This window comes from Simiduia agarivorans SA1 = DSM 21679 (genome assembly GCF_000305785.2).
In the GTDB taxonomy this organism is placed as follows: domain Bacteria; phylum Pseudomonadota; class Gammaproteobacteria; order Pseudomonadales; family Cellvibrionaceae; genus Simiduia; species Simiduia agarivorans.
Map to the genome: position 1 here is coordinate 742214 of NC_018868.3, position 26065 is coordinate 768278.

General features: G+C 55.6%; 27 protein-coding genes. 5 read left to right on the plus strand and 22 right to left on the minus strand.

Annotation, left to right across the window (positions count from 1 at the left end):
• Positions 1-23 precede the first annotated feature (23 nt).
• Both M5M_RS03335 and rpoE read right to left on the minus strand, forming a co-directional pair.
• Positions 24-710 (minus strand): sigma-E factor negative regulatory protein, encoded by a 687-nt coding sequence (locus M5M_RS03335; protein ID WP_015046055.1) that lies wholly within the window; start codon positions 708-710, stop codon positions 24-26.
• A gap of 124 nt (positions 711-834) precedes the next feature.
• On the minus strand, positions 835-1428 hold the full coding sequence (gene rpoE / locus M5M_RS03340) for an RNA polymerase sigma factor RpoE (protein WP_015046056.1): 594 nt from the start codon (positions 1426-1428) through the stop codon (positions 835-837).
• A 189-nt stretch (positions 1429-1617) separates the two neighbouring features.
• Between rpoE and nadB the strand changes: the two genes are divergently transcribed.
• Positions 1618-3249: an L-aspartate oxidase gene (gene nadB / locus M5M_RS03345; RefSeq protein WP_015046057.1), complete on the plus strand. Its 1632-nt coding sequence runs from the start codon at positions 1618-1620 to the stop codon at positions 3247-3249.
• Here the strand turns inward: nadB and M5M_RS20065 are convergent.
• Positions 3228-3614: a ribosome maturation factor RimM gene (locus tag M5M_RS20065; RefSeq protein WP_024330245.1), complete on the minus strand. Its 387-nt coding sequence runs from the start codon at positions 3612-3614 to the stop codon at positions 3228-3230. The two genes, nadB and M5M_RS20065, sit on opposite strands and share 22 nt — an antisense overlap.
• A 37-nt stretch (positions 3615-3651) precedes the next feature.
• Complete coding sequence (locus tag M5M_RS03350) at positions 3652-3897, minus strand: FAD assembly factor SdhE (RefSeq protein ID WP_024330244.1); 246 nt, start codon at positions 3895-3897, stop codon at positions 3652-3654.
• A gap of 130 nt (positions 3898-4027) precedes the next feature.
• On the opposite strand from M5M_RS03350, the gene ygfZ reads away from it, so the two are divergent.
• On the plus strand, positions 4028-4978 hold the full coding sequence (gene ygfZ, locus M5M_RS03355) for a CAF17-like 4Fe-4S cluster assembly/insertion protein YgfZ (RefSeq protein WP_042454866.1): 951 nt from the start codon (positions 4028-4030) through the stop codon (positions 4976-4978).
• A 23-nt stretch (positions 4979-5001) separates the two neighbouring features.
• The gene (locus M5M_RS03360; RefSeq protein ID WP_015046060.1) at positions 5002-5838 is read left to right on the plus strand and encodes an HDOD domain-containing protein; all 837 of its coding nucleotides are present in this window, start codon (positions 5002-5004) and stop codon (positions 5836-5838) included.
• Position 5839: 1 nt separating this feature from the next.
• On the opposite strand, the gene ung is transcribed toward M5M_RS03360, so the two are convergent.
• The 7 genes from ung to M5M_RS03395 form a co-directional block, all read right to left on the minus strand.
• Positions 5840-6532 (minus strand): uracil-DNA glycosylase, encoded by a 693-nt coding sequence (gene ung, locus M5M_RS03365; RefSeq protein WP_015046061.1) that lies wholly within the window; start codon positions 6530-6532, stop codon positions 5840-5842.
• 56 nt (positions 6533-6588) lie between these two features.
• Complete coding sequence (gene lysS, locus M5M_RS03370) at positions 6589-8079, minus strand: lysine--tRNA ligase (protein WP_015046062.1); 1491 nt, start codon at positions 8077-8079, stop codon at positions 6589-6591.
• A gap of 20 nt (positions 8080-8099) precedes the next feature.
• A protein-coding gene (gene prfB / locus M5M_RS03375) for a peptide chain release factor 2 (protein ID WP_144062377.1) occupies positions 8100-9195 on the minus strand; the annotation gives its coding sequence in 2 pieces (ribosomal slippage) (positions 8100-9122 and positions 9124-9195; 1095 coding nt in all).
• 99 nt (positions 9196-9294) lie between these two features.
• Entirely contained in the window at positions 9295-10476 is a 1182-nt protein-coding gene (locus tag M5M_RS03380; protein WP_015046064.1) for a permease, read from the minus strand.
• On the minus strand, positions 10469-10876 hold the full coding sequence (locus tag M5M_RS03385) for a MerR family transcriptional regulator (RefSeq protein WP_015046065.1): 408 nt from the start codon (positions 10874-10876) through the stop codon (positions 10469-10471). The genes M5M_RS03380 and M5M_RS03385 overlap by 8 nt, the downstream gene beginning before the upstream one ends.
• A gap of 85 nt (positions 10877-10961) precedes the next feature.
• Positions 10962-13451: an ABC transporter permease gene (locus M5M_RS03390; RefSeq protein WP_015046066.1), complete on the minus strand. Its 2490-nt coding sequence runs from the start codon at positions 13449-13451 to the stop codon at positions 10962-10964.
• On the minus strand, positions 13445-14161 hold the full coding sequence (locus M5M_RS03395) for an ABC transporter ATP-binding protein (RefSeq protein WP_144062378.1): 717 nt from the start codon (positions 14159-14161) through the stop codon (positions 13445-13447). Before M5M_RS03395 ends, M5M_RS03390 begins: the two co-directional genes overlap by 7 nt.
• A 91-nt stretch (positions 14162-14252) precedes the next feature.
• Between M5M_RS03395 and M5M_RS03400 the strand changes: the two genes are divergently transcribed.
• Positions 14253-14858 carry an arylesterase gene (locus M5M_RS03400; protein WP_015046068.1) on the plus strand — a complete coding sequence of 202 codons (606 nt, stop codon included), beginning with the start codon at positions 14253-14255 and terminating at the stop codon, positions 14856-14858.
• Here M5M_RS03400 and recJ read toward each other — a convergent pair.
• Positions 14840-16561, minus strand: a complete 1722-nt coding sequence (gene recJ / locus M5M_RS03405) for a single-stranded-DNA-specific exonuclease RecJ (RefSeq protein WP_015046069.1) — start codon at positions 16559-16561, stop codon at positions 14840-14842. The two genes, M5M_RS03400 and recJ, sit on opposite strands and share 19 nt — an antisense overlap.
• A 366-nt stretch (positions 16562-16927) precedes the next feature.
• On the opposite strand from recJ, the gene M5M_RS03410 reads away from it, so the two are divergent.
• Positions 16928-17278, plus strand: coding sequence for a cupin domain-containing protein (locus tag M5M_RS03410; protein WP_015046070.1), 351 nt, complete (start codon positions 16928-16930; stop codon positions 17276-17278).
• Here the strand turns inward: M5M_RS03410 and M5M_RS03415 are convergent.
• The 10 genes from M5M_RS03415 to ffh form a co-directional block, all read right to left on the minus strand.
• Positions 17269-17724 carry an acyl-CoA thioesterase gene (locus M5M_RS03415; protein WP_024330241.1) on the minus strand — a complete coding sequence of 152 codons (456 nt, stop codon included), beginning with the start codon at positions 17722-17724 and terminating at the stop codon, positions 17269-17271. The two genes, M5M_RS03410 and M5M_RS03415, sit on opposite strands and share 10 nt — an antisense overlap.
• 45 nt (positions 17725-17769) lie before the next feature.
• Positions 17770-19164 (minus strand): threonine synthase, encoded by a 1395-nt coding sequence (thrC, locus tag M5M_RS03420; RefSeq protein ID WP_015046072.1) that lies wholly within the window; start codon positions 19162-19164, stop codon positions 17770-17772.
• 24 nt (positions 19165-19188) lie between these two features.
• Positions 19189-20493 (minus strand): homoserine dehydrogenase, encoded by a 1305-nt coding sequence (locus tag M5M_RS03425; RefSeq protein WP_015046073.1) that lies wholly within the window; start codon positions 20491-20493, stop codon positions 19189-19191.
• A 167-nt stretch (positions 20494-20660) separates the two neighbouring features.
• Positions 20661-21425 (minus strand): DsbC family protein, encoded by a 765-nt coding sequence (locus tag M5M_RS03430; RefSeq protein ID WP_015046074.1) that lies wholly within the window; start codon positions 21423-21425, stop codon positions 20661-20663.
• Positions 21426-21515: 90 nt separating this feature from the next.
• Complete coding sequence (xerD, locus tag M5M_RS03435) at positions 21516-22379, minus strand: site-specific tyrosine recombinase XerD (RefSeq protein ID WP_015046075.1); 864 nt, start codon at positions 22377-22379, stop codon at positions 21516-21518.
• Between the two features lie 78 nt (positions 22380-22457).
• Positions 22458-22808, minus strand: coding sequence for a 50S ribosomal protein L19 (gene rplS / locus M5M_RS03440; RefSeq protein WP_015046076.1), 351 nt, complete (start codon positions 22806-22808; stop codon positions 22458-22460).
• Between the two features lie 51 nt (positions 22809-22859).
• A complete protein-coding gene (trmD, locus tag M5M_RS03445; RefSeq protein ID WP_016389204.1) occupies positions 22860-23660 on the minus strand; it encodes a tRNA (guanosine(37)-N1)-methyltransferase TrmD in 801 nt (266 codons plus the stop codon).
• Between the two features lie 8 nt (positions 23661-23668).
• On the minus strand, positions 23669-24208 hold the full coding sequence (gene rimM / locus M5M_RS03450; RefSeq protein ID WP_015046078.1) for a ribosome maturation factor RimM: 540 nt from the start codon (positions 24206-24208) through the stop codon (positions 23669-23671).
• Between the two features lie 23 nt (positions 24209-24231).
• On the minus strand, positions 24232-24480 hold the full coding sequence (gene rpsP, locus M5M_RS03455) for a 30S ribosomal protein S16 (RefSeq protein ID WP_015046079.1): 249 nt from the start codon (positions 24478-24480) through the stop codon (positions 24232-24234).
• A gap of 185 nt (positions 24481-24665) precedes the next feature.
• The gene (gene ffh, locus M5M_RS03460; RefSeq protein ID WP_015046080.1) at positions 24666-26045 is read right to left on the minus strand and encodes a signal recognition particle protein; all 1380 of its coding nucleotides are present in this window, start codon (positions 26043-26045) and stop codon (positions 24666-24668) included.
• Positions 26046-26065: the final 20 nt, after the last annotated feature.

Sequence of the window (26065 nt, forward strand, 5' to 3'; positions counted from 1 at the left end):
GTTGATCCACAGGTACGGAGCGACTACTTCTGCTCAGGGGCCACAGCGGGCTCCGGACGCAACTCAACTTCAGGCGCCACCCTCGCATAGGGCAACAATCCCTGAGCACTGTTTTCGGCAGCATTACTGGCATGTTCAAGCATCAACTGATTGAGATGCTCCTCCACAACCTGATTCTGAATCTGCTGTTCTGCTGCCGTAGGTACGTAAATGAGCCGCTGGTTTTGCTCAAGTTCGGCCGCTAACGGACTCGCCTCGGACACATTCACAGTACGGGCCGTCAGATCCGGCGAGGCGAAGCCCTCTGGCACTGCCCCTGCGGGCAAGCTGGCCGCAGGCGCTTCTGCCACCAGGGCATGCTCCTGATCGGCAAATTGCTGTGCACCAATAACCACCGCGCCGGCAACACTGGCAGCAACGGCAAACTTGCCTGCCAGCCCCCAGAAGCCCTGTTTTTTGGCGGGTGTCATGCGGTGTGCCGGTTCGGCTTCCAGCGCCGCCATAATGCCGGCTGAATAATCCACTGGCACCCGTGGTGACAGCTCGCCGCGCATGGCAGAAGCCGCCAAATGGTAATTGGACCAGGATTCAGACAGGGAATCCCCGTCCTTCATAGCTTTAAGCAACCGCCGCAGCTCCAGCTCGCTGGCCTGATCATCCATGAGCGCCGAGAGACTTTCCTGCAACTTCTGGTTTGCCTGTTCTGCCATCTGAAACTACCACACCTGTTAAATTCGATTGTTATTGGTTCGGTTTTGACTCTGCAACAGAGGCTAAAAACCGGGCATGTGCCTGAGACTACCGTCACACACAAAAGTTCAAAGATTTGTAAATTTATTTGCCACCCGGGTCCATATAGGCCCGGATCCGGGCATCCAGCGCTTCCCGGGCCCTGAATATTCTGGACCTTACGGTACCCACGGGACACCCCATGATTTCCGCAATCTCCTCGTAGCTCTTGCCGTCGATTTCCCGGAGAGCAACAGCGGTGCGGAGATCTTCTGGCAATGCTTGTACCGTCTTGTCTACCAACGCCTCCAATTCAGTTTTGAAATGGAGCCCCTCCGGGGTGTCGGCATCCTCCATATACTCGGTCGCCAGGTACTCGGCCTCCTCTGCGTCAACACCCTGCGAAGGCGGGCGTCGGGACCGGGAAACCAGGTAATTTTTGGCTGTGTTGGCTGCGATGCGATAGATCCAGGTATAAAACGCACTTTCTCCGCGAAAATTGGGCAGTGCTCGGTATGCCTTGATAAAGGTTTCCTGAACCACATCCTCGATATCTGCTTGATCTCGCAGATATTTTGCTACGTTCGCGGCAACCCGATGCTGGTATTTCAGCACAAGCAAATTAAAGGCATTTTTATCCCCTTTTTGTACACGCTCCACCAACAACTGATCGTTGTCCGGCGCCTGGGGTTCTGCCATACATTCTCCTAAAGACCTGCCTGATCATCCCGGCTCGGATTGAGCCCGGTGTTTAAGTTTGGTGGCCAAGTCACTGTAAAACCGGCGATTTTGTACAGTTTCAGACAGAATGGCAAGGCCGATATGGACTGGTTAGCCCTCATAATTCCGCTATAATCGCGCACTCTTCAGCGGTTGGATTAAGGATTCATGACCAGACTGCACCAGTTTGACGTTCTAGTGATTGGCAGCGGTGCCGCCGGCCTGTCACTGGCTTTGCACCTGTCTGAACATGCCAGCGTGGCAGTATTAAGCAAGGGTGAGCTGCACGAAGGCTCTACCTGGTTTGCCCAAGGTGGTATCGCGGCAGTCCTTGATAATCAGGACACGATCGACGCCCACGTCAACGACACATTGGCCGCCGGAGCCGGACTTTGCCACCCGGACGCCGTTCGATTCACCGTAGAAAGGTCCAAAGCCGCAATCGAATGGCTTATCGCACAAGGGGTTGATTTCACCCGCGAAGCCGACGACCAGCAATACCATCTGACCCAGGAAGGCGGCCACTCCCACCGGCGCATCATTCACTCTGCCGACGCCACCGGCAAGGCCGTGCTCAGCAGCCTGATCGAGCGGGTCAAAGAGTCCGAAGGCATTACGCTGTTCGAAAACCATGTTGCGCTGGACCTGATCACCCAGCCAGATCCCGACAGCCGTAAATTGCGTTGCACCGGCGCTTACGTTTACAGCAAACAGGATGACCACGTGCATACCTTTCAGGCCAAATCCGTGGTCCTGGCCACAGGTGGCGCCAGCAAGGTCTATTTGTACACCTCTAATCCGGATGGTGCTTCCGGCGACGGCATCGCCATGGCCTGGCGTGCAGGCTGCCGGGTGGCCAATATGGAATTCAACCAGTTTCACCCCACCTGCCTGTTTCACCCCAAAGCCAAATCATTTCTGATAACAGAAGCGTTAAGGGGCGAAGGTGCGTTTCTAAAGCTGCCCGACGGCCGGCGCTTCATGGAAAAATTCGATGCCCGTGCCGAACTCGCACCGCGCGACATTGTTGCCCGCGCCATCGACCACGAAATGAAACGCCTTGGCGCGGATTGTCTGTATCTCGACATCAGTCATAAACCGGAAAGTTTTATTGCCAGCCATTTTCCGACCGTAAAAGCCAAGTGCCTTGAGTACGGCATTGATATCACCAAAGAACCCATCCCGGTGGTACCTGCTGCCCATTACACCTGCGGCGGTATTGTTGTAGACAATGCTGGCAGAACGGACCTGAACCACTTGTATGCCATTGGCGAAGCATCTTTTACAGGCCTGCACGGGGCCAACCGCATGGCATCGAATTCGTTACTGGAGTGCATCGTCTATGCACAGTCTGCAGCGGAGCACATCAGCAGCCAGATCAATCAGATCAGCCCTTCATTTCCACCTGCCAGCTGGGATGAATCTCGTGTCACTGACTCAGATGAAGACGTGGTGATATCGCACAACTGGGATGAATTGCGCCGCTTTATGTGGGACTACGTCGGCATCGTGCGCACCCAAAAACGTCTCGAGCGGGCTGCACATCGGATCAAACTGCTCAAGCGGGAAATTGCAGAATACTATTCCAATTACAAAGTCAGGGGCGATCTGATCGAACTGCGGAATCTGGCCATGGTGGCAGAACTGATTATTCGCTCAGCCATGGAGCGCAAAGAAAGTCGTGGCCTGCACTATTCGCTCGATCATCCTGATGCGAACCACGTTGCCAGAGATACAATCCTCGTACCTACCAATTACGCGGCGCAGGAAGTCTTTGTTCAGACCCTTTCTGAAGAGTGAGTAGAGAGTTGTAACCGCATCCGCCTGTGGCTGCCACAGGCGCGCGACGAGGGAAACAGCCAGAGCGTCTCCACACCATCGCGATGGCGAAATTGCGCAACCACCAGAAAGGTACCAAAGCGGCGATGCGAACGCAGCTCGAGCCGACGCCACAACTGCCCGCTGCCCAACCACCAAACAGCGCCATCAAACCGGATGAGCTCGCCTGACCAGCGCCCATTAAGCGGGCACAGCAAAAGCCAGACTAATGGTGCATACAAAGCCAACGCAGACAGAAACATGACCTGCCAATCAGGCCTATACCGCACGATGGCCAATGCCGCTAACAATGACATGGCCAGCAGGATGCCAAAACGATAACGCAATTCACAGGCGCCTGGCGCCAGTGCTATCTGAAAGACGTCAGCTCTGCTTGCCTGTGTTGTCGCGAATGATCTGGACAATCTGAAGAAGCTCCTTATCTTCGGGATCCTGGCGCTTAAGAAACCAGGCAAACATGTCCTGATCCTCGCACTCCAGCAGTCGCCAATAACGTTCCTTGTCGGCCTGTTCTAACGTGGGGTAAACATTCTCCAAAAAAGGCAGCAAGACCAAGTCAAGCTCCAGCATGCCCCTGCGGCTTCCCCAGAATAGTCGATTTCTTTCCACGCTTTTCTCCGCGTCAAATGTGCGCCTGCCATGAGCGGCGCATGCGCCCGTAACTGCACATCGGGCTTGCCAAACAACAGGCGTCCGGCATTATAGCGGCCCAAGCAGAGAAAACCACACGGGCACGTAAATGAACCAACCATGGCCAGAATTCCTGACAAAGCATCAGATGCTATTAGCACCCGAAGGCTTTGCACTGCACCACCAGGCGCACCCGGAACCAGACCTGCAACAGCCGCTATTGCTGAGCCTTGACTGTCTGGCCATATTGCGATTGCAGGGTGAAAAGGTCATCCCTGCCCTGCAAGGCCAGATCACACAAGATGCAAAATTACTGACTCAGGGTAAATCCGTATTCACGGACATTTGCACTCCGAAGGGCCGGGTCATCGCCAGCGCACTGCTGGTACCGGCCGATGACGGCGATGTACTGATGCTGGCAGATACACTGCAGGGACAAAAGCTATGTGATCACCTGAATAAATACCTGATGTTTCACCGCGTTAGGGTAGCACCGGACTCAGCATTGGTGTGCCTCGCAGAAGCCAATGGCGCCATCCTGTCCGACGAATTTCCGTCCGCAGCGCTGAGCCCGCAGCTGACACTGCAACTACTCCCACAAACCACTGCTGAAGCGATCTGGCTACAGGATACGCGCACCAAGGGCGGAGCCCATGCCTGGCAAACCCTGTTGATGCTGCATGGCATTTGCTGGGTAGGCGCCGACCTTAGCGAGCTTTACACCCCGCATCATCTGAACCACCCCGCACTTGCATTTGTTAGCTTCAAAAAAGGCTGCTACATCGGTCAGGAAATCATTGCCCGCATGGAGTACAAGGCCAAGCTGAAAACCCGGTGCGTGCTGCTATCTGGCGAAAGCCAGCCTGAAACCGATGTACTTACCGATACACAGGGAATCCCCTCAGGCAAGATCATCAAGCAACACCGGGCGGAGGCCAATCAATGGCTTGCCTTTGCGGAGGTCCGCACGGACGCCCTCACTGAAGACACCATACTTCAAGCAGGCGATAAAATACTCAGGCCCATTCAGCCTCCCTATGCTATAAACAATGAGTCATAGTCAGATTTAACAAGGACGCCTGCATGAGCCAGCTGGTCGAGAAAGTCAGCCAAGACATCATCACCGCACTCGAGAAAGATCAACTGGTGCTACCAACGCTGCCAGAGGTCGCCTTGCGCGTACGGGAGGTCGCCGAGGACCCAGACGCCTCGATCGACCAGCTGGGCAAAGTCATAGGCTCCGACGCAGCACTTACCGCCCGCCTGATTAAAGTGGCAAACAGCCCACTGCTCAGAGGCTCAAAAGAAATCACTGACCTGAAAATGGCACTGGCGAGATTGGGTATCGAGTACACCTGCAATATTGCCACGGGCCTCGCCATGTCGCAGATGTTCCAGGCCACCAGCGATCTGATAGACCGGCGCCTGAGAGAAGTGTGGACCCGCTCGAGTGAAATCGCTGGCATCTGCCACGTGCTGTGTAAGCACCGCACCCGGTTACGGCCCGATCAGGCGACCCTGGCTGGCCTGACGCACAAAATCGGCGTTCTGCCCATTCTGACCTACGCAGAAGAGCACCCTTCGCTGCTGAAAGACAGTTTTACGCTGGATACAGTGGTAGAACAATTACAGGGCACATTGGGCGATAGAATCCTCGCCCACTGGGGCTTCCCCGAAGCGATTCAGAAAGTGCCCAGCCAACACATGAATTTTGCCCGTGAAGCACCGGAAGCTGACTATGCCGATCTGGTAACAGTGGCCATGCTGCAAAGCTATATGGGCAGTTCACACGCATTGGCACAGGTCGATTATGGCACTGTCAAAGCCTTTGCCCGCCTCGGGCTGGACTCCGACATGGAAAGCGCCGAAGCAGACGATCTGAGTGCCGAAATGGAAGCCGCCATGGCCATGCTGCAATAAATTACCGCCGCCACGCCACGGTTGGCTTGCCCCACTGGCTCAGCTGACGGTTGGCTTCGCCAAAGCAATCCGAGCCCAAAAACGCGACAAAATCACGACCCGCCTTGGTTGCACCCAAGGGGCTCGGGTGTGACGTTTTAATCACCCGATGACGTTTGGCATCTATCGATTCGCACACCTTGTGAGCAAATCGCCCCCAGGCCAGAAACACCACATGCTCACACTGCCGATTGACCGCCTGCAGACAAGCGGCAGTGAACTGCTCCCAGCCTTTGCCGGCATGACTGGCAGCCTGCCCCTGCTCTACCGTGAGCGATGCATTCAACAGCAATACACCTTGTCTGGCCCAATGGCTCAGGTCGCCATCGGGGTATTCCGCCGGCGCTGCATAGAGTTCTTTGTAGATGTTTTTCAGACTGGGCGGCAAGGCCTGACCCACCGGCACACTGAAGCTGAGGCCATGGGCCTGGCCGGGGCCATGGTAAGGGTCCTGCCCGACAATCACGACCTTTACGTCTGCCAGCGGTGTTGTCAGAAACGCATTAAACCACAGCGCATCCGGCGGATAGATCTCAGCACCCGACCGCTTACGGGTTTTAAGAAAGTCCCTCAGCGATTGCATGTAAGGTTTGGCCAGCTCCTGCTCAAAAACAGCGCGCCAGCCGGCATCCAGTTGTTCGACAATGGTGGCCAAAACGTTAACCTCTTTAGTTAGCGTCAAACAAAAAAGGCCGCAGAGCGGCCTTTTTGTTACTCGGGTCGCATGTGCGGAAACAGCAACACGTCACGAATCGAGGGCGAGTTTGTCAGCAGCATCACCAGGCGGTCGATGCCAATGCCCTCGCCCGCTGTCGGTGGCAAGCCATACTCCAGCGCACGCACATAGTCGGCATCGTAATGCATGGCCTCATCATCGCCCGCATCCTTTTCCTGCACCTGCTGCATGAAACGATCGGCCTGATCCTCAGCGTCGTTTAACTCCGAGAAGCCATTGGCGATTTCACGGCCGCCCACGAAAAATTCAAACCGATCGGTGACAAACGGATTGTCGTCGTTGCGACGCGCCAGCGGCGACACTTCGGCGGGGTACTCAGTGATGAACGTCGGCTGGATCAGTTTGTGCTCAGCGGTTTCTTCAAAGATTTCGATCTGTACCTTACCCAATCCCCAGGTTGGCTTAACGTCGATACCCAGTTTATTGGCGATAGCGGTTGCCTGCTCCATATCTTCGAGCTGCGCGCGTTCAATGCCGGCATTGTATTTCAGAATGGCGTCAACCACGGAAATACGGTCGAACGGCTGGGCAAAATCAAACGCCGTGCCCTGATACTCAAACGCAGTTGAACCCAACACTTCAATGGCCAGCTTGCGCAGCATATCTTCGGTGAGGTCCATCAGGTCTTTGTAATCCGCGTAAGCCTGGTAGAACTCCAGCATGGTGAATTCCGGGTTGTGCCGGGTAGACAAACCTTCGTTGCGGAAATTGCGGTTAATTTCGTACACCCGCTCAAACCCGCCAACCACCAGACGCTTCAGATACAGTTCAGGCGCAATGCGCAGGAACATATCCACATCCAACGCATTGTGATGGGTCACAAACGGGCGCGCCGAGGCACCGCCGGGAATCACGTGCAGCATGGGCGTTTCCACTTCCATGAAGTCCTGCTGATTCAGGTAATTGCGGATAAAGCCGATCACCTTGGTGCGGGTGCGGAACACATCGCGCACTTCCGGATTCACAATCAGATCCACGTAACGTTGGCGATAACGGATTTCCTGATCACTCAGGCCGTGGAATTTATCGGGCAGCGGACGCAGGGATTTAGTGAGCAGCTGGAATTGTTCCAGGTTCACATACAAGTCGCCTTTGCCGGATTTGTGCAGCTGGCCAGTCACACCCACCACATCGCCGATATCCCAAAGACCGGAGGTCTCTTTCAATTGTTGCTGTGCGGCTTTGTCGGCGTACAGCTGAATCTGGCCGGAACCGTCCTGCATCAACATGAAAGGACCGCGCTTGGCCATCACCCGGCCAGCCACGGTCACCTGTTTACCCAACGCCTCCAACTCTTCCTTGGATTTATCGCCGTATGCTTTCTGCAGATCAGCCGCTTTGTGCTCGCGACGGAAATCATTGGGAAAAGCATTACCCTGCTCACGAATAGCAGTCAGTTTGGCGCGACGCTCAGCGATCAGGCGGTTTTCATCCTGTTGAGCGGCAGAGGCGTTTTCGTTACTCATGTGATTACTCGTATGGTGGTTTACAGACCGGCCTTAAGGCTGGCTTCGATGAATTGATCCAGGTCGCCATCGAGTACGGCCTGGCAATTGCTCGTTTGTACGCTGGTGCGTAAATCTTTAATGCGCGAATCGTCCAGAACATAGGAGCGGATCTGGCTGCCCCAACCGATATCGGCTTTACCATCTTCCATGGCTTGCTTGTCGGCGTTGCGCTTTTGCATTTCCAGCTCGTATAGACGCGCGCGCAGCATTTTCCAGGCTTTGTCGCGGTTCTGATGCTGGGAACGTTCCGACTGGCACTGCACCACCGTATTGGTGGGCACGTGCGTTAATCGCACCGCCGAGTCGGTTTTGTTCACGTGCTGTCCACCCGCACCGGAAGCCCGATAAGTATCGGTGCGCACGTCGGCGGGATTAATGTCAATTTCAAAATTGTCGTCAATTTCAGGCGACACAAACACCGAACTGAATGACGTATGACGACGATTACCGGAATCAAACGGCGATTTGCGCACTAAACGGTGGACACCGGTTTCTGTGCGCAGCCAACCAAACGCATACTCGCCTTCAAAATGGATGGTGGCACTCTTGATGCCGGCCACATCGCCGGCCGAGGCTTCTTCCAGCGTGGTTTTAAAGCCTTTGGCCTCGCCCCAACGCAGATACATGCGCAGCATCATTTCCGCCCAGTCCTGCGCCTCGGTGCCACCGGAGCCGGCCTGAATATCCAGATAGGCGTTGTTGGCATCCATTTCACCGGAAAACATGCGGCGGAATTCCAGATTGGCCAACTGCGATTCCAGCGACTCGATGTCGGCGGCTACCGCATCAACCGAATCCTGATCGTTTTCCTCGGCGGCCATGTCCAGCAAATCACGACTGTCAGCGATGCCGCTGTCGAGATTTTCGATGGTGGCAACCACCGCTTCTAACGACGAGCGCTCGCGGCCCAGTGCCTGTGCCCGTGCCTGATCATTCCAGACATCGGGTTCGGCGAGTTCAAGTTCTACTTCCGCCAGCCGTTCTTTCTTGGCAGCGTAGTCAAAGATACCCCCTCAGCACGTCGGTGCGCGCTTGCAGATCTTTGAGGGCATTGATGAAAGGATTGATTTCCATGGGGTTTCCAATTTAACAGCATCTGCCGACCCTGCCGATTGCACGGCCGGGCCGGACGAAAGGCGCGGATTGTAACCCAGAGAAGTGCTGTTTTTCCAATCAATTCAGGCTGTTAAGCAACCAGCCCACCACCAGGATTTGGGGCAGCGTATAAAGCGGCAATGCCAGCGCCAGCCGCCATTGACCGGTGGTGTCCTTGAGCGACATGATCTCGGTGTAATCGGTGGAAACGCCCGCCATCATGAATGTAAAGGCATTGCCGGGCGCACCGCCACGGGTCATCAATTCAGCCGCCAACGGGGTTGAGCCCTCGGAGCACACTTCGATGATGGTGGCGGCCACAAGCGTGGCCGCAAGCCCCAGCAACGTGGGCCCGAACCATTGACTGAACAACGCCGGGTCCATCAAGGCCCGCACTAGCGCGGCCAGCAAGACACCTACGAGTAACCAGCGGATGACCATGGCAGAGCCGGTGAGCCCACGCCAGAGCGTCTCCGGTACCAGCCCCCAGCGCCACTCAATCCCGGCCCAGGCAGCCTTGATGGCAGGCCACAAACGGAAATCCGCCGGCAGTGGCTCGTGGTGGGGGTTTGCCGGTAACCGCCCGGTCGCCACCAGACGATCAATCCATAATCCGGTGACTAAACCAATCAGCAGCGAGAGGCCGATGAACGCCAAGGTCCAGGGCAGACCTATGAGTGCAATCATGATGATGGTGAGCGACAAAGAGTTCCAGGGCGTGGCAATCAAAAACGCCATCACCTGCCCAAGACTCGCCCCCCGCTTGTACAACTGCATGCCCACCATCAGCACACCGTGACTGCACAAATCCAGCAATAAGCCGGCAGCGGTGGCCCTGAACACGCCGCGTTTGCTGCCGCCCTGCCCCAGAATACCCATAATGAGCGATTGGGGAATGGCTGCCAGCAGCCCCACAAACAGGGCGGCGATCACCACGCCCCACCACATGGTATTGATCAGCTCAAAAACCGTATGCGCGGCAATGCCGAGGCCATCGTGTGGCAACAGTGCGCTGAGATGCGCACCGTATAGCAATACCACCAGGCATAAGCCGCCCCACAGCAAATAATCCCGGCGCTTGGTTTCCGGGCAACAGCCGGCCGCCTCGGGTGCATGGGTGTGTACGGCGGTCTCCGTTTTGGCCGGCGCACAGCAACCGATTGCAGGCTCTGCTGGTTTCGCCGCCGATTCACAGCAACGGGTTGGTGCAACGTTTGTTTCATTGACGTCGGAATGGCAAGACTTAGGATGATCAGACATGGTGAAACTCCTCTCCCGCGAGCCGTTCAAGAATGGCGCAGCGGTGACAATCATCCCCATCACAGGAGGCCCAGAGATCAGACAAGACCGATTCCAGCCGCTCCAATTCGGCGCGCTTGGCAGCCAGGATCTGCAGTTTGTCCGCCACTAACGCCTTAACCTTGGCGCTGTGGGACTGGGTTGAGCGGTACAGTGCCAACAGCTCACCCGCTTCTTTGACGGAGAATCCAACGCCGCGGGCATGCTGCAAAAAGCATAAATGACTGAGATTCTCGCGACTGTAAAGCCGATAGCCATTGTCCGGGCACTTTTCCGGGACAACCAGTGCCAGCTGCTCGTAATAGCGAATCGCTTTAGGGCTGAGTCCCGTGCGCTCGGCCGCCTGATGGATATACACCATAAATCCCCCAAATGTTGTACTGCCGACAGTATCAACCTTGCCCCTGGGGCAAGGTCAAGTGTCAGCAGACCTCGGGGAATTTACCCTATACCGTTCGCAATACCTGTGCCGGTTCAATTCGCAGCAGATGCTGGCAACGCAGGATACCCAGAGCGCCAATGACCAGTGCCCCGAACAACGGCGTTAAACCCCATACCACCGGATGCCACTGGGGCGCCATTTTGAAAATGAAGGTTTGCAAGGCGAACAAGAAACCTTCGGCGCCGAATGCTGCCAACAGGCCGGCAAGCCCGCCGAGGGCCGCAAACTCGATTACCAGGCGCCAACGCAACAACCCCGGGCTGGCGCCCAAGGCCCGCAACAGACCCAACTCCTGGGTACGGGCTTCCATGCTGGCACTGACCGCTGCCAACAACACCAACAGGGAGGCCACCAGCACAATCCAGAAGACCAACTCCACTGCCCCGCTCACCTGCTCCACCACCTGGCGGATCTGATCAAAAATTTTATCCATTTCGATCACCAGCGCCGTCGGGTGCGCCTTGATGATGGACGCCACAAAACGCCCGCCATCATCCGGTGCATAGAAGCTGGTCATATACATGGGGGCAAAGTTCTGCAATGCGCCCGGAGAGAACAACACATAAAAATTGGGGGTAAAAGAGTCCCACCGCAACGACCGAGTGCTGGCCACCCGGGCATTGAGCTCAAGGCCACCAATGGAAAAGGTCACTGTGTCACCCAGTTCGAGACCGAGATTTTTCGCCAGTTCCTGTTCTACCGAAATGGCAACATCCCCCTCAGCTGAATCTCCCCACCATTCGCCCGATACCAGCTGATTGCCCTCCGGCAGAGATTCGCTCCAACTGAGATTCAGTTCGCGGGTTAACGCCTCCGGCCCTTCACGGTCCTCGCGTTCAGGCCTCAGGGTTTCCACGCCTTCACCGTTAACCGCCGTAATGCGCCCGCGCACCATCGGATAGAGCCCACGGTGTTGCCGGCCCGCTTCAGACAATAGCTGCTCAAAGCCGGTCAACTCATGGGGCGCCACGTTAACCACAAAGTGGTTGGGAGCGTCTTTTGGCAACTGCATGCGCCATTCATCCAGCAAGGAACCGCGCATCACCAACAGACTGGCGAGCAGCATCAGTGCACTGCCGAAAACCACGAGTTGCAATAGGGTCTCGGCTTGGCGCGAGCGCAAAGACGCCGCCGCCAGCCGCCATTGGCTGCCCAGGCGTGAGGCCGACCGGTGCATCCAGCGCAGCCCTAGCAAACACAACCCCACAGAAACCAACGCCACCAGCACCCAGGCGGAAACTACGATCAGCGACAGGGTGATATTCTGGGTGTAAAACCAAAGCAGTGCGAAAAAGCTCGCCACACCCAACAGCAATTGGATTTTGCCAGGCGTGGTCGCCACCGGCGTTTCCCGCCGCAGCACTTTGATCGGAGCCACAGTGGGCAAAGGCCAGAGCGGTGGCAATGCAAACAACGCGAGGCACAAAAAGCCGGCACTGGCACCCAATAAAAACGGCGCTAAGCCGGGCGCAGGCAACACTACATCCATCAGCCGGACCAGACTTTCGGCGATAAACCAATGCAAGGCCCACCCGGTGAACAAGCCTAATCCGGTGGCAATCAGGCACAGCCAAAGTATCTGGGAAAAATAAAGCGCGCGAATGCGATTAGAGACGATGCCCAGACTCTTCAACAGGGCCACCTGATCCACGTGGCGCGCGCAGAATCGCTGCGCCGCAATGGCCACCGCAATGCCTGCCAACAGCAACCCGAACACACTGGCCAACATTAGAAAGCTGCGCGCGCGCGCAAGGTTTTCCGCTACCCGGCCTTGCGCTTGCTCCAGCGTCACCACCCGTTGATGAACGGTAAGCGCGGGATCCAGCGCTTTGATCAACTGGTCGATAGATTCTTTCTCACCCGACAATAGCCAGCGATAGCTCGCCCGACTACCATCCTGGATCACTCCGGTAGCAGGCAGGTCGGCCAGATTCATCAGCACACGGGCGCCAAAACTGGCAAAGCTCTGGCCCCGGTCCGGCTCTTTAACCAAAACCCGTCTGACGATCAGTTCACTTTCGCCAACTTCCAGCCGGTCTCCGAGTTGAATCCCGAGCAAGGGAAACAAGCGCCCTTCTACCCAGACTTCACCGGGCGCAGGCCCACGGGTGATCACTTCCGGCGCTACGGGACTGAACGGCGCGCCGGCGATTTCAAGCTCACCCAATAACGGATAATCATCCGATACCGCTTTCACCGAAGCCAGATGCGCGTGATCGCCGTTGAACACCATGGAGGCAAACTCCACCGTATCGGCCTGACGCACACCGGCAAGATCGGCTTGCAGCCGCCAATGTTCAGGGATCTCGGCGTTGGAACGGACTTGTCGATCGGCGGCAAGAAAATGATTGGCGTTCGCCACCATGGCGGATTCGAGCCGGCCGGCAAACAGCGAAATCGCGGTGACCAACGCCACCGCGAGAATAACCGCCAAACCAAGAATTTGTACCTCTTGCGCACGGGCATTCCTGCGCAGCATGCGCAAACTCAACACGGTTGCAAACTCCCGGTTTCATCAACCGCTTGCGCCACCTTGCCGGCTTCAATCACCAACTGCTGATGACAACGGGCCGCCAGTCGCTGTTCGTGGGTCACCAATACCAGCGTGGTGCCGGATCGCTGATTCATGTCGAACAGCAAATCAATGATCCGCTCGCCGGTCTGCGCATCCAGATTACCTGTGGGCTCGTCGGCAAACAAAATACGGGGTTCATTGGCAAATGCGCGCGCTACCGCTACACGCTGTTGCTCACCACCCGACAATTGCGGCGGGAAATGATGCAGCCGGTCGGCCAGGCCCACCTGGGTCAGATAATGTTCGGCTTTATCCCGTGCGTTGGCGACACCCTTGAGCTCAAGCGGCAGCAGCACGTTTTCCAGCGCGCTCAGGCCCGGCAATAGCTGGAATGACTGAAATACGAATGACACACTCTGTAACCGGATTGTGGCCCGCTCATCTTCCGTCAGCGCTGTGATCGATTGGCCATCCATGATCACATCGCCTTCCGAGGGCGTATCTAGACCGGCCAATATGCCCAGCAGCGTGGATTTACCGGACCCTGAAGCCCCCACAATGGCCAGGCTTTTACCTGCAGCCAGCGAGAGATTGACGTTATCCAGAATGGTAAGCGGGCCGGACTGGGTCATCACGGTTTTACTGATGCGGGTTGCCGATAACAAATGACTGCTCCTATCATAAAACATTCGGTTTACCGGGAGAGGCTTGCAGGGAGCATGTAACTCCCACAAGATGGCCCTCATACCTATTACGTTGAAAGGAAGGGTATCAGATTCCATGAAGTGGTTCTTATCATTGCTCGCGGGCTTGCTGCTGTCTGTCTCAGTTTCAGCGGAACCAGCCCCCCGCCTGTTAGTACTGGGTGACAGCCTGAGTGCCGGCTATGGTCTTGAACACCCGGATCAGGGCTGGGTCTCGCTGATGGCACAGGATCTGAAAAATGATTACAAGGTGATCAATGCCAGCATCAGTGGCGACACCACCGCGGGTGGCCTTGCCCGTCTGCCGGCTTTGCTGGATAAATATTCGCCCGAGATACTGATCATCGAATTGGGTGGCAACGATGGCTTGAGGGGTTACTCACTGGCAACCCTGCGCCAAAACCTCTCCCAGATGGTCAGCCTGGGCCAAGCCGCTGGTGCCGAGGTGGTCGTTATGGAAATCCAGATTCCACCCAATTACGGCAAGCGTTATACAGAAAAATTTACCGCGATTTTCAGTCAGGTGGCGGCCGACAAAAACGCTCGCTTAATCCCTTTTTTCCTCACAGAACTGGCACTGGTTGACGGCATGATGCAAGCCGACGGCATTCACCCCACCGCGGCGGCGCAAAACACCATGAAAGACCAGGTGCTGGACGCCCTTCAACTGGCGCAGAGGTAAGTCACCAACAGCTGCGCCGATTGCTGCCCGCGGAATTCGTTGACGTCCAGCTTATACACCAAACGCACACGCTCAACCGATGCATCGGGCCAAACTGCCACATCCACATTAAACGCAATGGCATCCAGCTGCAGCGTCGGCGTTTGGGCGGGTGAAACGGTCATTTTCAAATGCTTGTTGCCCACAATGCGCGCCTGGCGCAGAATGAACTCACCCTCGAACTGGGGCTCGGGGAACTGTTGCCCGAACGGGCCTGCATCTGCCAGCAAAAATGCCGTATCCAGATTCAGCTCGGTTGGCAGTAACTCACCGTCCGTGAATATCACTGCCTGCAAGTCGGCTTCGGTCAATAACTGCCGGCACACCTGATCGAAAGCGTTTGCAAAACGCTCGAATTCTGCGCGCGCTATGGTCAAGCCCGCCGCCATGGCGTGGCCACCGAATTTTTTAATGAGCCCTGGATTCTTTACCGACACCCGATCCAAAGCATCCCGCAAATGCAGTCCTTGAATGGAGCGACCGGAACCCTTGATCAGCCCATCCCCTGCATCGGCAAAAGTGATAACGGGACGGTGTAATTTGTCTTTGACCCGCGACGCCAGAATTCCAATCACGCCCTGATGCCATTGCTCGTGAAATAAACTCACGCCCCAAGGATTGTGATCATCATCCTGCATCCGGGCCAAAAAGGCTTCCGCTTCTTTTTGCATACCGGCTTCTATCTGGCGTCGGTCCCGATTGAAATCATCCAATTGCTGCGCCAATCCCAGAGCCTCTTCATAATCCGGGGCGAGCAAGCACCGGATACCTAAGGACATATCATCCAAGCGGCCGGCGGCGTTTAATCGCGGACCCACAAAAAAACCCATGTCCTGGGCCGCCACCCGCTGATAATTGCGCCCAGCCACCTGCAACAAGGCGATGATACCGGGCCGACAACGACCTGCACGTATCCGGGCCAATCCCTGCGCCACAAGGAGACGATTATTGGCATCCAACGGCACCACATCGGCCACCGTACCCAATGCCACGATATCGAGAAACTCGCCCATGGCAGGAGCCGAAATACCCATCCGCGAAAACCAATCCGCTTTCTGAAGGGCTGTTCGCAAACAACTCAATACGTAAAAAATTACACCCACGCCCGCGAGATTTTTACTGGGAAATTCACAGCCGCGCTGATTGGGATTGACGATGGCGTCAGCATCAGGCGATTCATCGGCGGGTAGATGATGATCGGTGATCAGCAAGCGGATGCCGGCGGCCTTAACCGCGCTGGCCCCCTCAATACTGGAAATGCCGTTATCCACAGTCACGATCAACCAGGGGTCAAAGGTTTTTGCCACTGCGGCAATCTCAGGCGTCAGACCATAGCCGTAGTCGAACCGGTTGGGTACCAGATAGTCCACCGTCTGCAGGCCCATGGCTTTCAATGCCAATACCGCCAATGCAGAACTGGTGGCACCATCGGCATCGAAGTCGCCCAGAATAAGCACTTTCCTCTGATCGGTTACGGCCTGGGTCAATAACGCAACTGCCGCATCCATGCCCTTCATATTCGGGGGCAACAACTCACTGAGCTTGTCTGGCAATTGCTGTTCGGAACGAATGCCCCGGGCCGCATAAACACGCTGCAACACAGCGGGCATAGCAGGCGAAAACTGACAGTCGTCTGGGGTGTAATGTCGGGTCTGGATTTTCATAGGCAGGACCTGGTCACACTATTTTGATTGTCGCTGCTGGAGCCCAGTTTTGTGCTCAGCAAGGCGGTGGGGGCGCCGTGTAGCAAAAGCTACATAAGCGACCAACAACGATGCTGGGCGCAAAAATGGGGCCAGCCCTCCGGGTTGCGGCTAGAAAAGCGCCACTTGTCGTTGCTCGTCACTTATTTGGAGTAACCAAACTGCGCTTCTCGCGTCGGAATGCCGCATCACTCAATTGACGCTTTTCTAGCCGCAACAGCGGCAACCAAAATAGTGTGAACAGGCCCTAGCATACCACGTCTGGGGCAAAGCACTGGGCGGAGTCTTGCTCTACACTGGCCTTGGAAACACGAAAGAGAGCAAAAAATGACCATTCAATTGTTAACCATTGCCGAAGGCCTCGGTGCACACAGTACCGCACCGGTTGCGGCAGAAAAACGCATAGCAGGCAATCCGCACACGGAAACTTACCACCAGTTCACCAACAAGGCGGGCAACTTTCATGTGGGCACCTGGTCATCGGATGCCGGAAGTTGGCACATCAGTTACAGCGAGGATGAGTTTTGCCATATTCTGGATGGCGAGGCCATTATTACAGATGAGCAAGGCCTACAAAGCCGGGTGAAAACCGGAGACAACTTTGTTATACCGGCAGGCTTTAAAGGGACTTGGGAGACACCCGAAAAAGTCACTAAAATCTACGTGATTTATGAATGAGTGCGCTTGCGCACTCTCGCTGCCCTGCGCTCTTCCGCTTGCTGCCAGCGCCGACGCTGTTCATCGGTTTTAACCTCAAGCGGCTCGACCGGTATCGCCTTGCCATCTGAGTCTACCGCCACCATGGTGAAATAACAGGTATTGGTATGGCGCACCACACCGGTTTCGAGATTTTCTGAAACAACCTTGATGCCGATTTCCATCGAACTGGTGCCGGTATAGTTCACAGAAGCCATCAACGTCAGCAGGTCGCCGATAGCGACTGGCTGCTTAAACAGTACGTTATCCACAGACAAAGTCACCACATAAGATCCGCAATACCGGATGGCAGCGGTATACGCCACTTTATCCAACAGTTTGAGCAGTTCGCCGCCGTGCATCTTGCCCCCGAAATTACTCATTTCCGGTGTAACAAGAACTGACATTTCAGTGGTATGGGTACGCATAATTCACTTACCAATAATAAAAAAGGGAGCGGATGCTCCCTTATATTAGCTCAATTGTCCGCTGATATACTGATGGACGCCGGCCAGGTCATTCGCCAACACCTGGTAGCGCTCTTCTCTGTCGAAAAGATCGGCCATGTGGTGTGGTAAAGCGGGCGTATCGGTAACGCCCGCTTTAGCGACCGCTTTGGGAAATTTCGCTGGATGGGCCGTGGCCAGACACACCATCGGCGTTGAAACATTTGCACGGCACTTGCGCGCAGCCTCGACGCCAATGGCAGTATGCGGGTCGAGCAAATAGCCGGTCGTGTCGTAAACACCAGCAATTACCTTGGTCATGGTTTCATCATCAAGGCGATAACTGCTGAATACTTCTCTCGCCTTCTGCAACGCAGACTCGGACAGGGTCATACTGCCTGACTTAAACGACGCCATCAGTTCTGCGATGGCCTTGCCATCCCGCCCATAGAGATCAAACAATAAACGTTCGAAGTTACTGGACACCATAATATCCATGCTTGGCGACAGACTGTGTATCAATGGCTTTTTGCTGTGATCATTTGCGCTGATACAGCGGTGCAGTATGTCGTTGGCGTTTGTGGCCACAATCAACTGTTCAACGGGCAGCCCCATTTTCCGCGCCAGGTAGCCCGCAAAGATGTCGCCAAAGTTACCAGTAGGCACTGAAAACGAGACTGCCCGGTGCGGTGCACCCAAAGCGACGGCGGCGTAAAAATAGTACACAATCTGAGCCATGATCCGCGCCCAGTTGATGGAATTCACTGCCACCAATTGCCGGCCATCGGGCAGGAAAGATTGATCGGCAAAACTGGCCTTCACCATATTCTGACAATCATCGAAATTGCCTTCCAGCGCGATGTTATACACATTGTCACTCAGAACCGTCGTCATCTGACGGCGCTGCACTTCACTGACGCGATTATGGGGGTGCAGTATGAAGATATCGATATTTTCACAGCGCGAGCAACCTTCAATCGCGGCCGAACCGGTATCCCCCGAGGTCGCACCCATCACCACTACCTTCTGTTTGCGGCGGGCGAGAATGTGGTCGAGCAGATGTCCCAAAAACTGCAGTGCGAAATCCTTAAACGCCAGCGTTGGCCCCTGAAACAATTCCAAGATCCATTCGTTGTGCCCGGTCTGTACCAAAGGCGCGATAGCCTGGTGGCGAAAACTGCTATAGGCCTTCTGGATAATGGTACGCAGCTCTTCGTCGGTCAAAGCGCCTGCCACAAATGGCTTGATCACCTCAAACGCCAGGGCGTCGTAGGATAAACCGGCCCAGCCGGCAATAGTGTCTTTACTGAACTGGGGTAAATTCTCCGGCACATACAAGCCGCCATCACTGGCAAGCCCGGTAAGCACAGCGTCTTCGAAAGACAACGCGGGCGCTTGCCCGCGGGTACTGATGTATTTCACAGTTGAATCCAATTGGTTAAAACGTTAGCCGAGTGATTCCACACGGATATGAGTCACACCACCGTGCACTTCGGACAGCGCTTCGATTTTATCGATCGCCAGCATCAGCTGACGCTCACGTCCGCGTGAGGTCAACAGAATCAGCGGTACTTCTGCAGCACCGTTGATGGGTTCTTTCTGAATCAATGCTTCTACGCTGATGTGCGCTTCCGCCAGAATGTTGGCGATTTTTGCCAGGACACCCGGCCGGTCTTCCGCCAGTAAACGCAAGTAGTAGGCTGTTTCCACTTCATCCATGGAAAGAATGTTGGGATTTGGATTTGCCAAGGCGTGAAAACCCAAATGCGCAACGCGCTGCGACGTGCTCACTGACAAGGTGCGCGCCACATCGACTATATCGGCCACAACGGCTGACGCTGTGGGTTCAGCGCCGGCGCCCGCGCCGTAATAAAGTGTCGGTCCAACGGCATCGCCTTTCACCAGAACGGCATTCATCACACCATCCACATTGGCGATCAGACGCTTGGCAGGAATCATTGTAGGGTGCACTCGCAATTCGATGCCGGCCTCGGTCTGCCGGGCTATCCCCAGATGCTTGATCCGATACCCCAATTCCTGAGCGTAATTGACATCTTCCGGCGCGATCTGGCTGATACCTTCTGTAAACACCTTGTCAAATTGCAGCGGCATCCCGAACGCCAAAGACGCCAGGATGACCAATTTGTGCGCGGCATCGATCCCCTCCACGTCGAACGTCGGATCCGCCTCTGCATAGCCAAGTGCCTGGGCCTCTTTCAATACATCGTGGAAGTCACGGCCCTTGTCCCGCATCTCGGTCAGGATAAAATTACCCGTGCCATTAATAATGCCGGCCAGCCATTCGATCTGGTTTGCGGCAAGTCCTTCGCGCAAGGCTTTGATGATAGGAATACCGCCGGCCACTGCGGCCTCGAACGCAATGCTGACGCCCTGCGCTTGCGCCGCTGCAAATAATTCATTGCCGAACTCGGCAATCAAAGCCTTGTTCGCGGTAACGACATGTTTACCGTTGGCAATTGCCGTTGAAACCAGTTCCCGGGCGGTGGTTGTGCCACCAATAAGCTCGACAACAATATCGATTTCAGGGTCGCGGGCCACATCAAAAATATCGCGGCTGACTTTTACACCGGCCAGGTCACAGGCCGGATTATCGCGACGCGCGCCCACATGGACGATTTCAATCGGTACGCCCGCGCGAGCACTGATGGCTGATTGATTTCGTGAAAGCACAGCAAAAGTACCGCTGCCAACAGTACCGAGGCCACACAGGCCTACTTTGACAGGTTTCAAAATAACTTCCTCTGAAAGGCAAATTGCACAAGAAATTGTTGCGACAATAGGACAAAAACAGGCTTATTCTTGCAAAAGCCGCAACCTTACTGACCCGGGCAGCAACTGTCAATCAGGCTGCCGGGTCAGCTGGGGTATTTACCCCTGGGATTGAGGACAAACCTTGCTCAGGAATCGATGCCAAGCATCTTCAGCAACTCTGGAGCAGGTTTATAGCCGGGAATCATTTCACCAGATTCAAGAAAAATAGCAGGCGTACCACCTACCCCCATCTCCGCTCCCAGCTGGTATTGGGCAGCAATCGGATTGTCTGAGCAGACAGTGCCGCTTACCTGCTGCCCCTGCTTGAGTCGGGTCAGGGTGGCATTGGGGTCATCGGCACACCAGGCGTGAGCCAATTTGTTATAGGATTCACTGGCGATACCGGCGCGGGGGTACGCCAGATACCTTACCTCAACGCCCGCTTTGTTCAGCGCCGGCACCTCCTGGTGCAGCTTCCGACAATAACCGCAATCCACATCCGTGAAAATATAGATTGCCCCTTTTTGCTTTCCTTCGGCGGGGAACACAATCATGTCGTCCTTATTAAGCGAGGCCAACATGGGTTTGCGTACTTTTTGCAGCTCCAGCTCCCGGACGTTGACCAGTTTCTGACCTTTGATGCTGTAAAGATCACCGGCAACCAACATATCGCCCTTTGCGTCCGTGTACAGGGTCGGACCATTGGACAGGGAAACGGCATAGATACCCGGGAAAGGCCCAGGTTGTATACCAGTGACTGCCATATGTGGAATCGCAGCACCAATCTTGCGCTTGAGATGCGCTTCAACGTCAGGTGATACGGGCAACGCCGAAGGCGCGAGCTGGGCTGTTACCTGTCCTGACGCCAGAGCAAGACCGATTCCCATGGCAATCAACATAGGCTTCAACATGATGGTTCCTTATAAAACTGATAATAAACGTCTGAATAATACCTGCTTATGCGCACCTGCGCAGTGACTCCGAACGCGAAAACCTGCGCCCTAACCTCTTGGATGATGCAAACCATGCAATTGTTTCATCCGCTCGCGGGCAATATGGGTGTAAATCTGGGTAGTAGACAAATCTGAATGTCCCAGCAGCAATTGCACCACACGCAAATCAGCACCGTGGTTTATCAAATGCGTTGCAAAGGCATGACGCAGAGTGTGTGGCGACAGCGGCTTTGAAATACCGGCAACCTTGGCCCAGTGTTTAACGCGGTACCAAAAGGTCTGGCGTGTCATTTGCTCCCCACGATTACTGGGGAATACCACCTCGGATTGCCCTTTCAGCAAATCAGGCCGCGCCTCTTTCAGGTAACGCTGCAGCCATTCAATGGCTGCCCTTCCAAGCGGCACCAAACGCTCCTTTGATCCCTTACCCATTACCCGCACGACACCCTGGCGCAAATTGATCTCGGATAGTGCAAGGCCTACCAGCTCACTTACCCGCAGCCCCGTTGCATACAACAACTCGAGCATCGCCTTGTCGCGCAGGCCAACGGGCTCATCAAGGGCAGGGGCTGCCAAGAGCGCCTCTACATCCGCTTCTGTCAGTGACTTTGGTAAAGGGCGCCCCAGCTTGGGGCTGCTGATTGTGGCCACGGGATCGTCGCGCCGAAACCCTTCCCGTACCAGCCAGGCAAAAAAACCTCTGTAACAGGACAGCTGACGCGCGCTGGAGCGGGCGCTGGCGCCCTGTGCGAACCGATGCGCCAAAAATGCCTGAAGCGCCGGGGTTTGTGCATGCTCCAGATTGCCTTGCAGGAATTCCGCTAGTTGACTCAAGTCTTTCCGGTATGCGGCCAACGTGAGATCACTTAACCCTTTTTCCATCCAGATTGCATCGAGATAACGATCGATCATACAGTCTCCTGACTTATGCCCTTATTCTACAGGCATAAAAAAACCGGCCAAAAGGCCGGTTTTTCAGAAACACCCAACTTAGTTGAGCTTTTCCTTGATGCGTGCAGCTTTACCAGCCAGATCACGCAGGTAGTACAGCTTGGCCTGACGCACGTCGCCGCGACGCTTGACAGTAACTGAATCTACCAGCGGGCTGTGCAGCTGGAAAGTACGCTCAACACCAACACCGTAAGAAATCTTACGCACGGTGAACGCTGAGTTCAGGCCGCGGTTACGCTTGCCAATCACAACACCTTCAAAGGCCTGCAGACGTGAACGGTCGCCTTCCTTTACTTTAACCTGTACAACCACAGTGTCGCCGGGTGCAAACTCGGGGACTTCCTGCTTCAACTGCTCGTTTTCGAGGGCTTGGATAATCTTGTTAGTCATGTTGTTCTCCGAAATAACAAGTGTGTAGCTTCACAGCTAGATAGAAAGGCATCAATTACTGCCTTTCGCCTCGAGGTCCCGACGAAAGTCCGTCAGCAGCCGTTGCTGCTCCTCGGTCAGGGTCTTACCTTCCAACAGGTCGGGACGCCGCAATGCAGTGCGCCCCAATGCCTGCTGTAACCGCCAAAGGCGGATTCTTTCGTGATCCCCGGAACGCAAAACGTCGGGTACCACATGTTGTTCTTCACCTGCCGGATAAACCTCCGGGCGGGTGTAATGCGGGCAATCCAACAAACCATCGGTAAAGCTGTCCTGTTCTGCCGATTGGGCATGGCCCAACACACCGGGCAACAGGCGCGTGATCGCATCCAGCATCACCATGGCACCTAACTCCCCGCCACTCAGCACATAGTCGCCAATGGACCACTCACTGTCGACGTCGAGCTCGATGAAGCGCTCGTCCACGCCTTCATAGCGGCCCGCCACCAGTATCAGGTTGCGTTCGCTACTGGCAAAAGCCTGCGCTGCCGGCTGATCGAAGCGCTTGCCCTGGGGTGACAGATACACCACCTCAGCTGCCTCACCGGCCCACGCCCGAGCAGCTTTCACTGCCCGGCGCAGGGGTTCCACCAGCATGACCATGCCGGGGCCCCCACCGTAAGGACGGGCATCCACAGTCTGGTGCCTGTCCTCGGTAAAATCCCGCGGGTTCCAGCACTGGATCTCAATCCGCTGCTGCTTAACCGCACGCCCCGACACACCGTAATCGGTGATCGAGGCAAACATTTCAGGAAACAGTGTAATCACCGCCACCCGAAGTGGTGCCTGTACCGCTGGTGCTGTGCCGGTCATAACCTGACTCAGAAGTCCGGATCCCATTCAACGCGGATGAGGCCTTCCACAAGATCCACCTGCTTCACGAACTGACCTGGTACATAAGGCACCAGCCGTTCGCGATCATCGAGGCTGTCTTCCGTGGGCGCCACGACCAACACATCGTTGGCCCCGGTTTCCAGCAGATGCTTAACGCATCCCAGCACCTGAGGTTCGCCCTCATATTCGTTGATCACTTTCAAACCCTCCAATTGGTGCCAGTAGTATTCCTCTGGCGCCAACGGCGGCAACTGCGATCGCTCGATGGCGATGGTGACACGCGCCAAGGCTTCAGCCCCGTCGCGGTCATCGACCCCTTTAAAGCGGGCGATAAAGCCCTTGCCGTGCGGTTGAAACTCTTCAACCTCCATCGCCTTCACCCCGTGGCGGGTTTTTAACCACCAGGGTGAGTAACCGGCAATGTTCTCCGGCGGCTCGGTATCGGAATGCACCTTTACCCAACCTTTAATACCAAACACCGAGGTAACCCGCCCTACATCAATCAGATTCGACTGTTTGTCGACCATAGCGGCGGCCCCGGAAAGCGCGATTAAGCGGCTTTTTGCGCGTCTTTCAGCAAAGCGGCAACACGGTCGCTCACTTGTGCGCCCTGACCTACCCAGTGCTCAACACGGGCCAGATCCACACGCAGACGCTCTTCCTGACCACGGGCGGTGGGGTTGAAGAAACCTACGCGCTCCAGGTAACGGCCATCGCGTGAGCTGCGGCTGTTGGTTACGGTCAGATGATAAAACGGACGCTTCTTAGAGCCACCGCGAGATAAACGAATGCTTACCATGTAAGTCTTCTTCCTATTTGTTAATTACGTGCGTCTTAAAGACGGCACACGACAAAATGCAGACAGAGCCTGCGAAAGGCGCGGTATTCTAGGGTAAAAAATGCACCCTGTATAGCCAAAAAGCCCCTGAAACCGGGTTTTTTCGCCGGATTTCAGGGGCTTAGCGCGAATTGGGTACTGATAAATCAGCGGAATCCCGGTGGCAGGCCGCCCATGCCACCGCCCGGCATCATACCTCCAAGGCCGCGCATCATTTTGGCCATACCACCACCTTTCATCTTCTTCATCATCTTGGCCATTTGCTTGTGCTGCTTGAGCAGACGGTTCAGATCCTGCACCTGGGTGCCTGAACCCAGCGTGATACGCCGTTTGCGCGAGCCGTTCAACAGGTCTGGATTTTTACGCTCGGCTGGCGTCATGGAGTTGATGATGGCGTCCATCTGCTTGAACTGCTTGTTCATGTCGGCGTTCTGAGCCAGCTGGGACACACCCGCCATGCCCGGCATCTTGTCCAGCATGGCGCCCAAACCGCCCATATTCTGCATTTGCGCCAACTGATCGCGCAGATCCTCAAGGTCAAACCCTTTGCCCTTGGCCACTTTCTTGACCAGCTTTTCAGCTTTTTCCTTGTCGATGGTCTGCTCGGCCTGCTCGATCAGCGACATCAGATCGCCCATACCGAGAATGCGGGATGCGATCCGGTCGGGATGGAACGGCTCCAGCGCATCCACCTTTTCACCCACACCAATGAACTTAATCGGCTTGCCGGTTACCTCGCGCACAGACAGCGCAGCACCACCGCGGGCGTCGCCGTCTGCCTTGGTGAGAATCACACCGGTCAACGGCAGCGCATCATTAAAGGCCTTGGCGGTATTCACCGCATCCTGACCGATCATGGCGTCGATCACGAACAGGGTTTCCACCGGGTTGATCGCCTTATGGACGGCCTGAATTTCCTCCATCAGGGCCTCATCCACATGCAGGCGACCGGCAGTATCCACCAATACCACATCGACAAACTGCTTCTTCGCGTGCGCCACCGCATTGCGGGCGATGTCCACCGGCTTCTGGTCTGCACTGGACGGGAAAAACTCTACGCCCACTTCGCCGGCCAGCGTCTCGAGCTGCTGAATCGCGGCAGGACGATAAACGTCGGCACTGACGACCAATACCTTCTTCTTCTGGCGCTCTTTCAGGAACCGGGAAAGTTTTGCCACCGATGTGGTTTTACCGGCACCCTGGAGTCCTGCCATCAGGACGACGGCGGGCGGCTGTTGAGCCAGATTGAGCGACTCGTTGGCCTGCCCCATCAAGTCGACCAACTCGGCCTGTACCACCTTGAGGAATTGCTGACCGGGATTCAACGCCCGGGCTACCTCTACCCCGACCGCGCGTTTACGCACACGCTCAACGAAGGTCTTAACCACCGGCAAGGCGACGTCAGCCTCCAGTAACGCCTTGCGCACTTCGCGCAAGGTATCTTTGATATTGTCGTCGGTGAGGCGCGCTTTACCGGTGATATTGCGCAGGGTTTTTGATAGGCGTTCGGTTAAATTATCAAACATCGCGTGGCCAAAAAATCCGT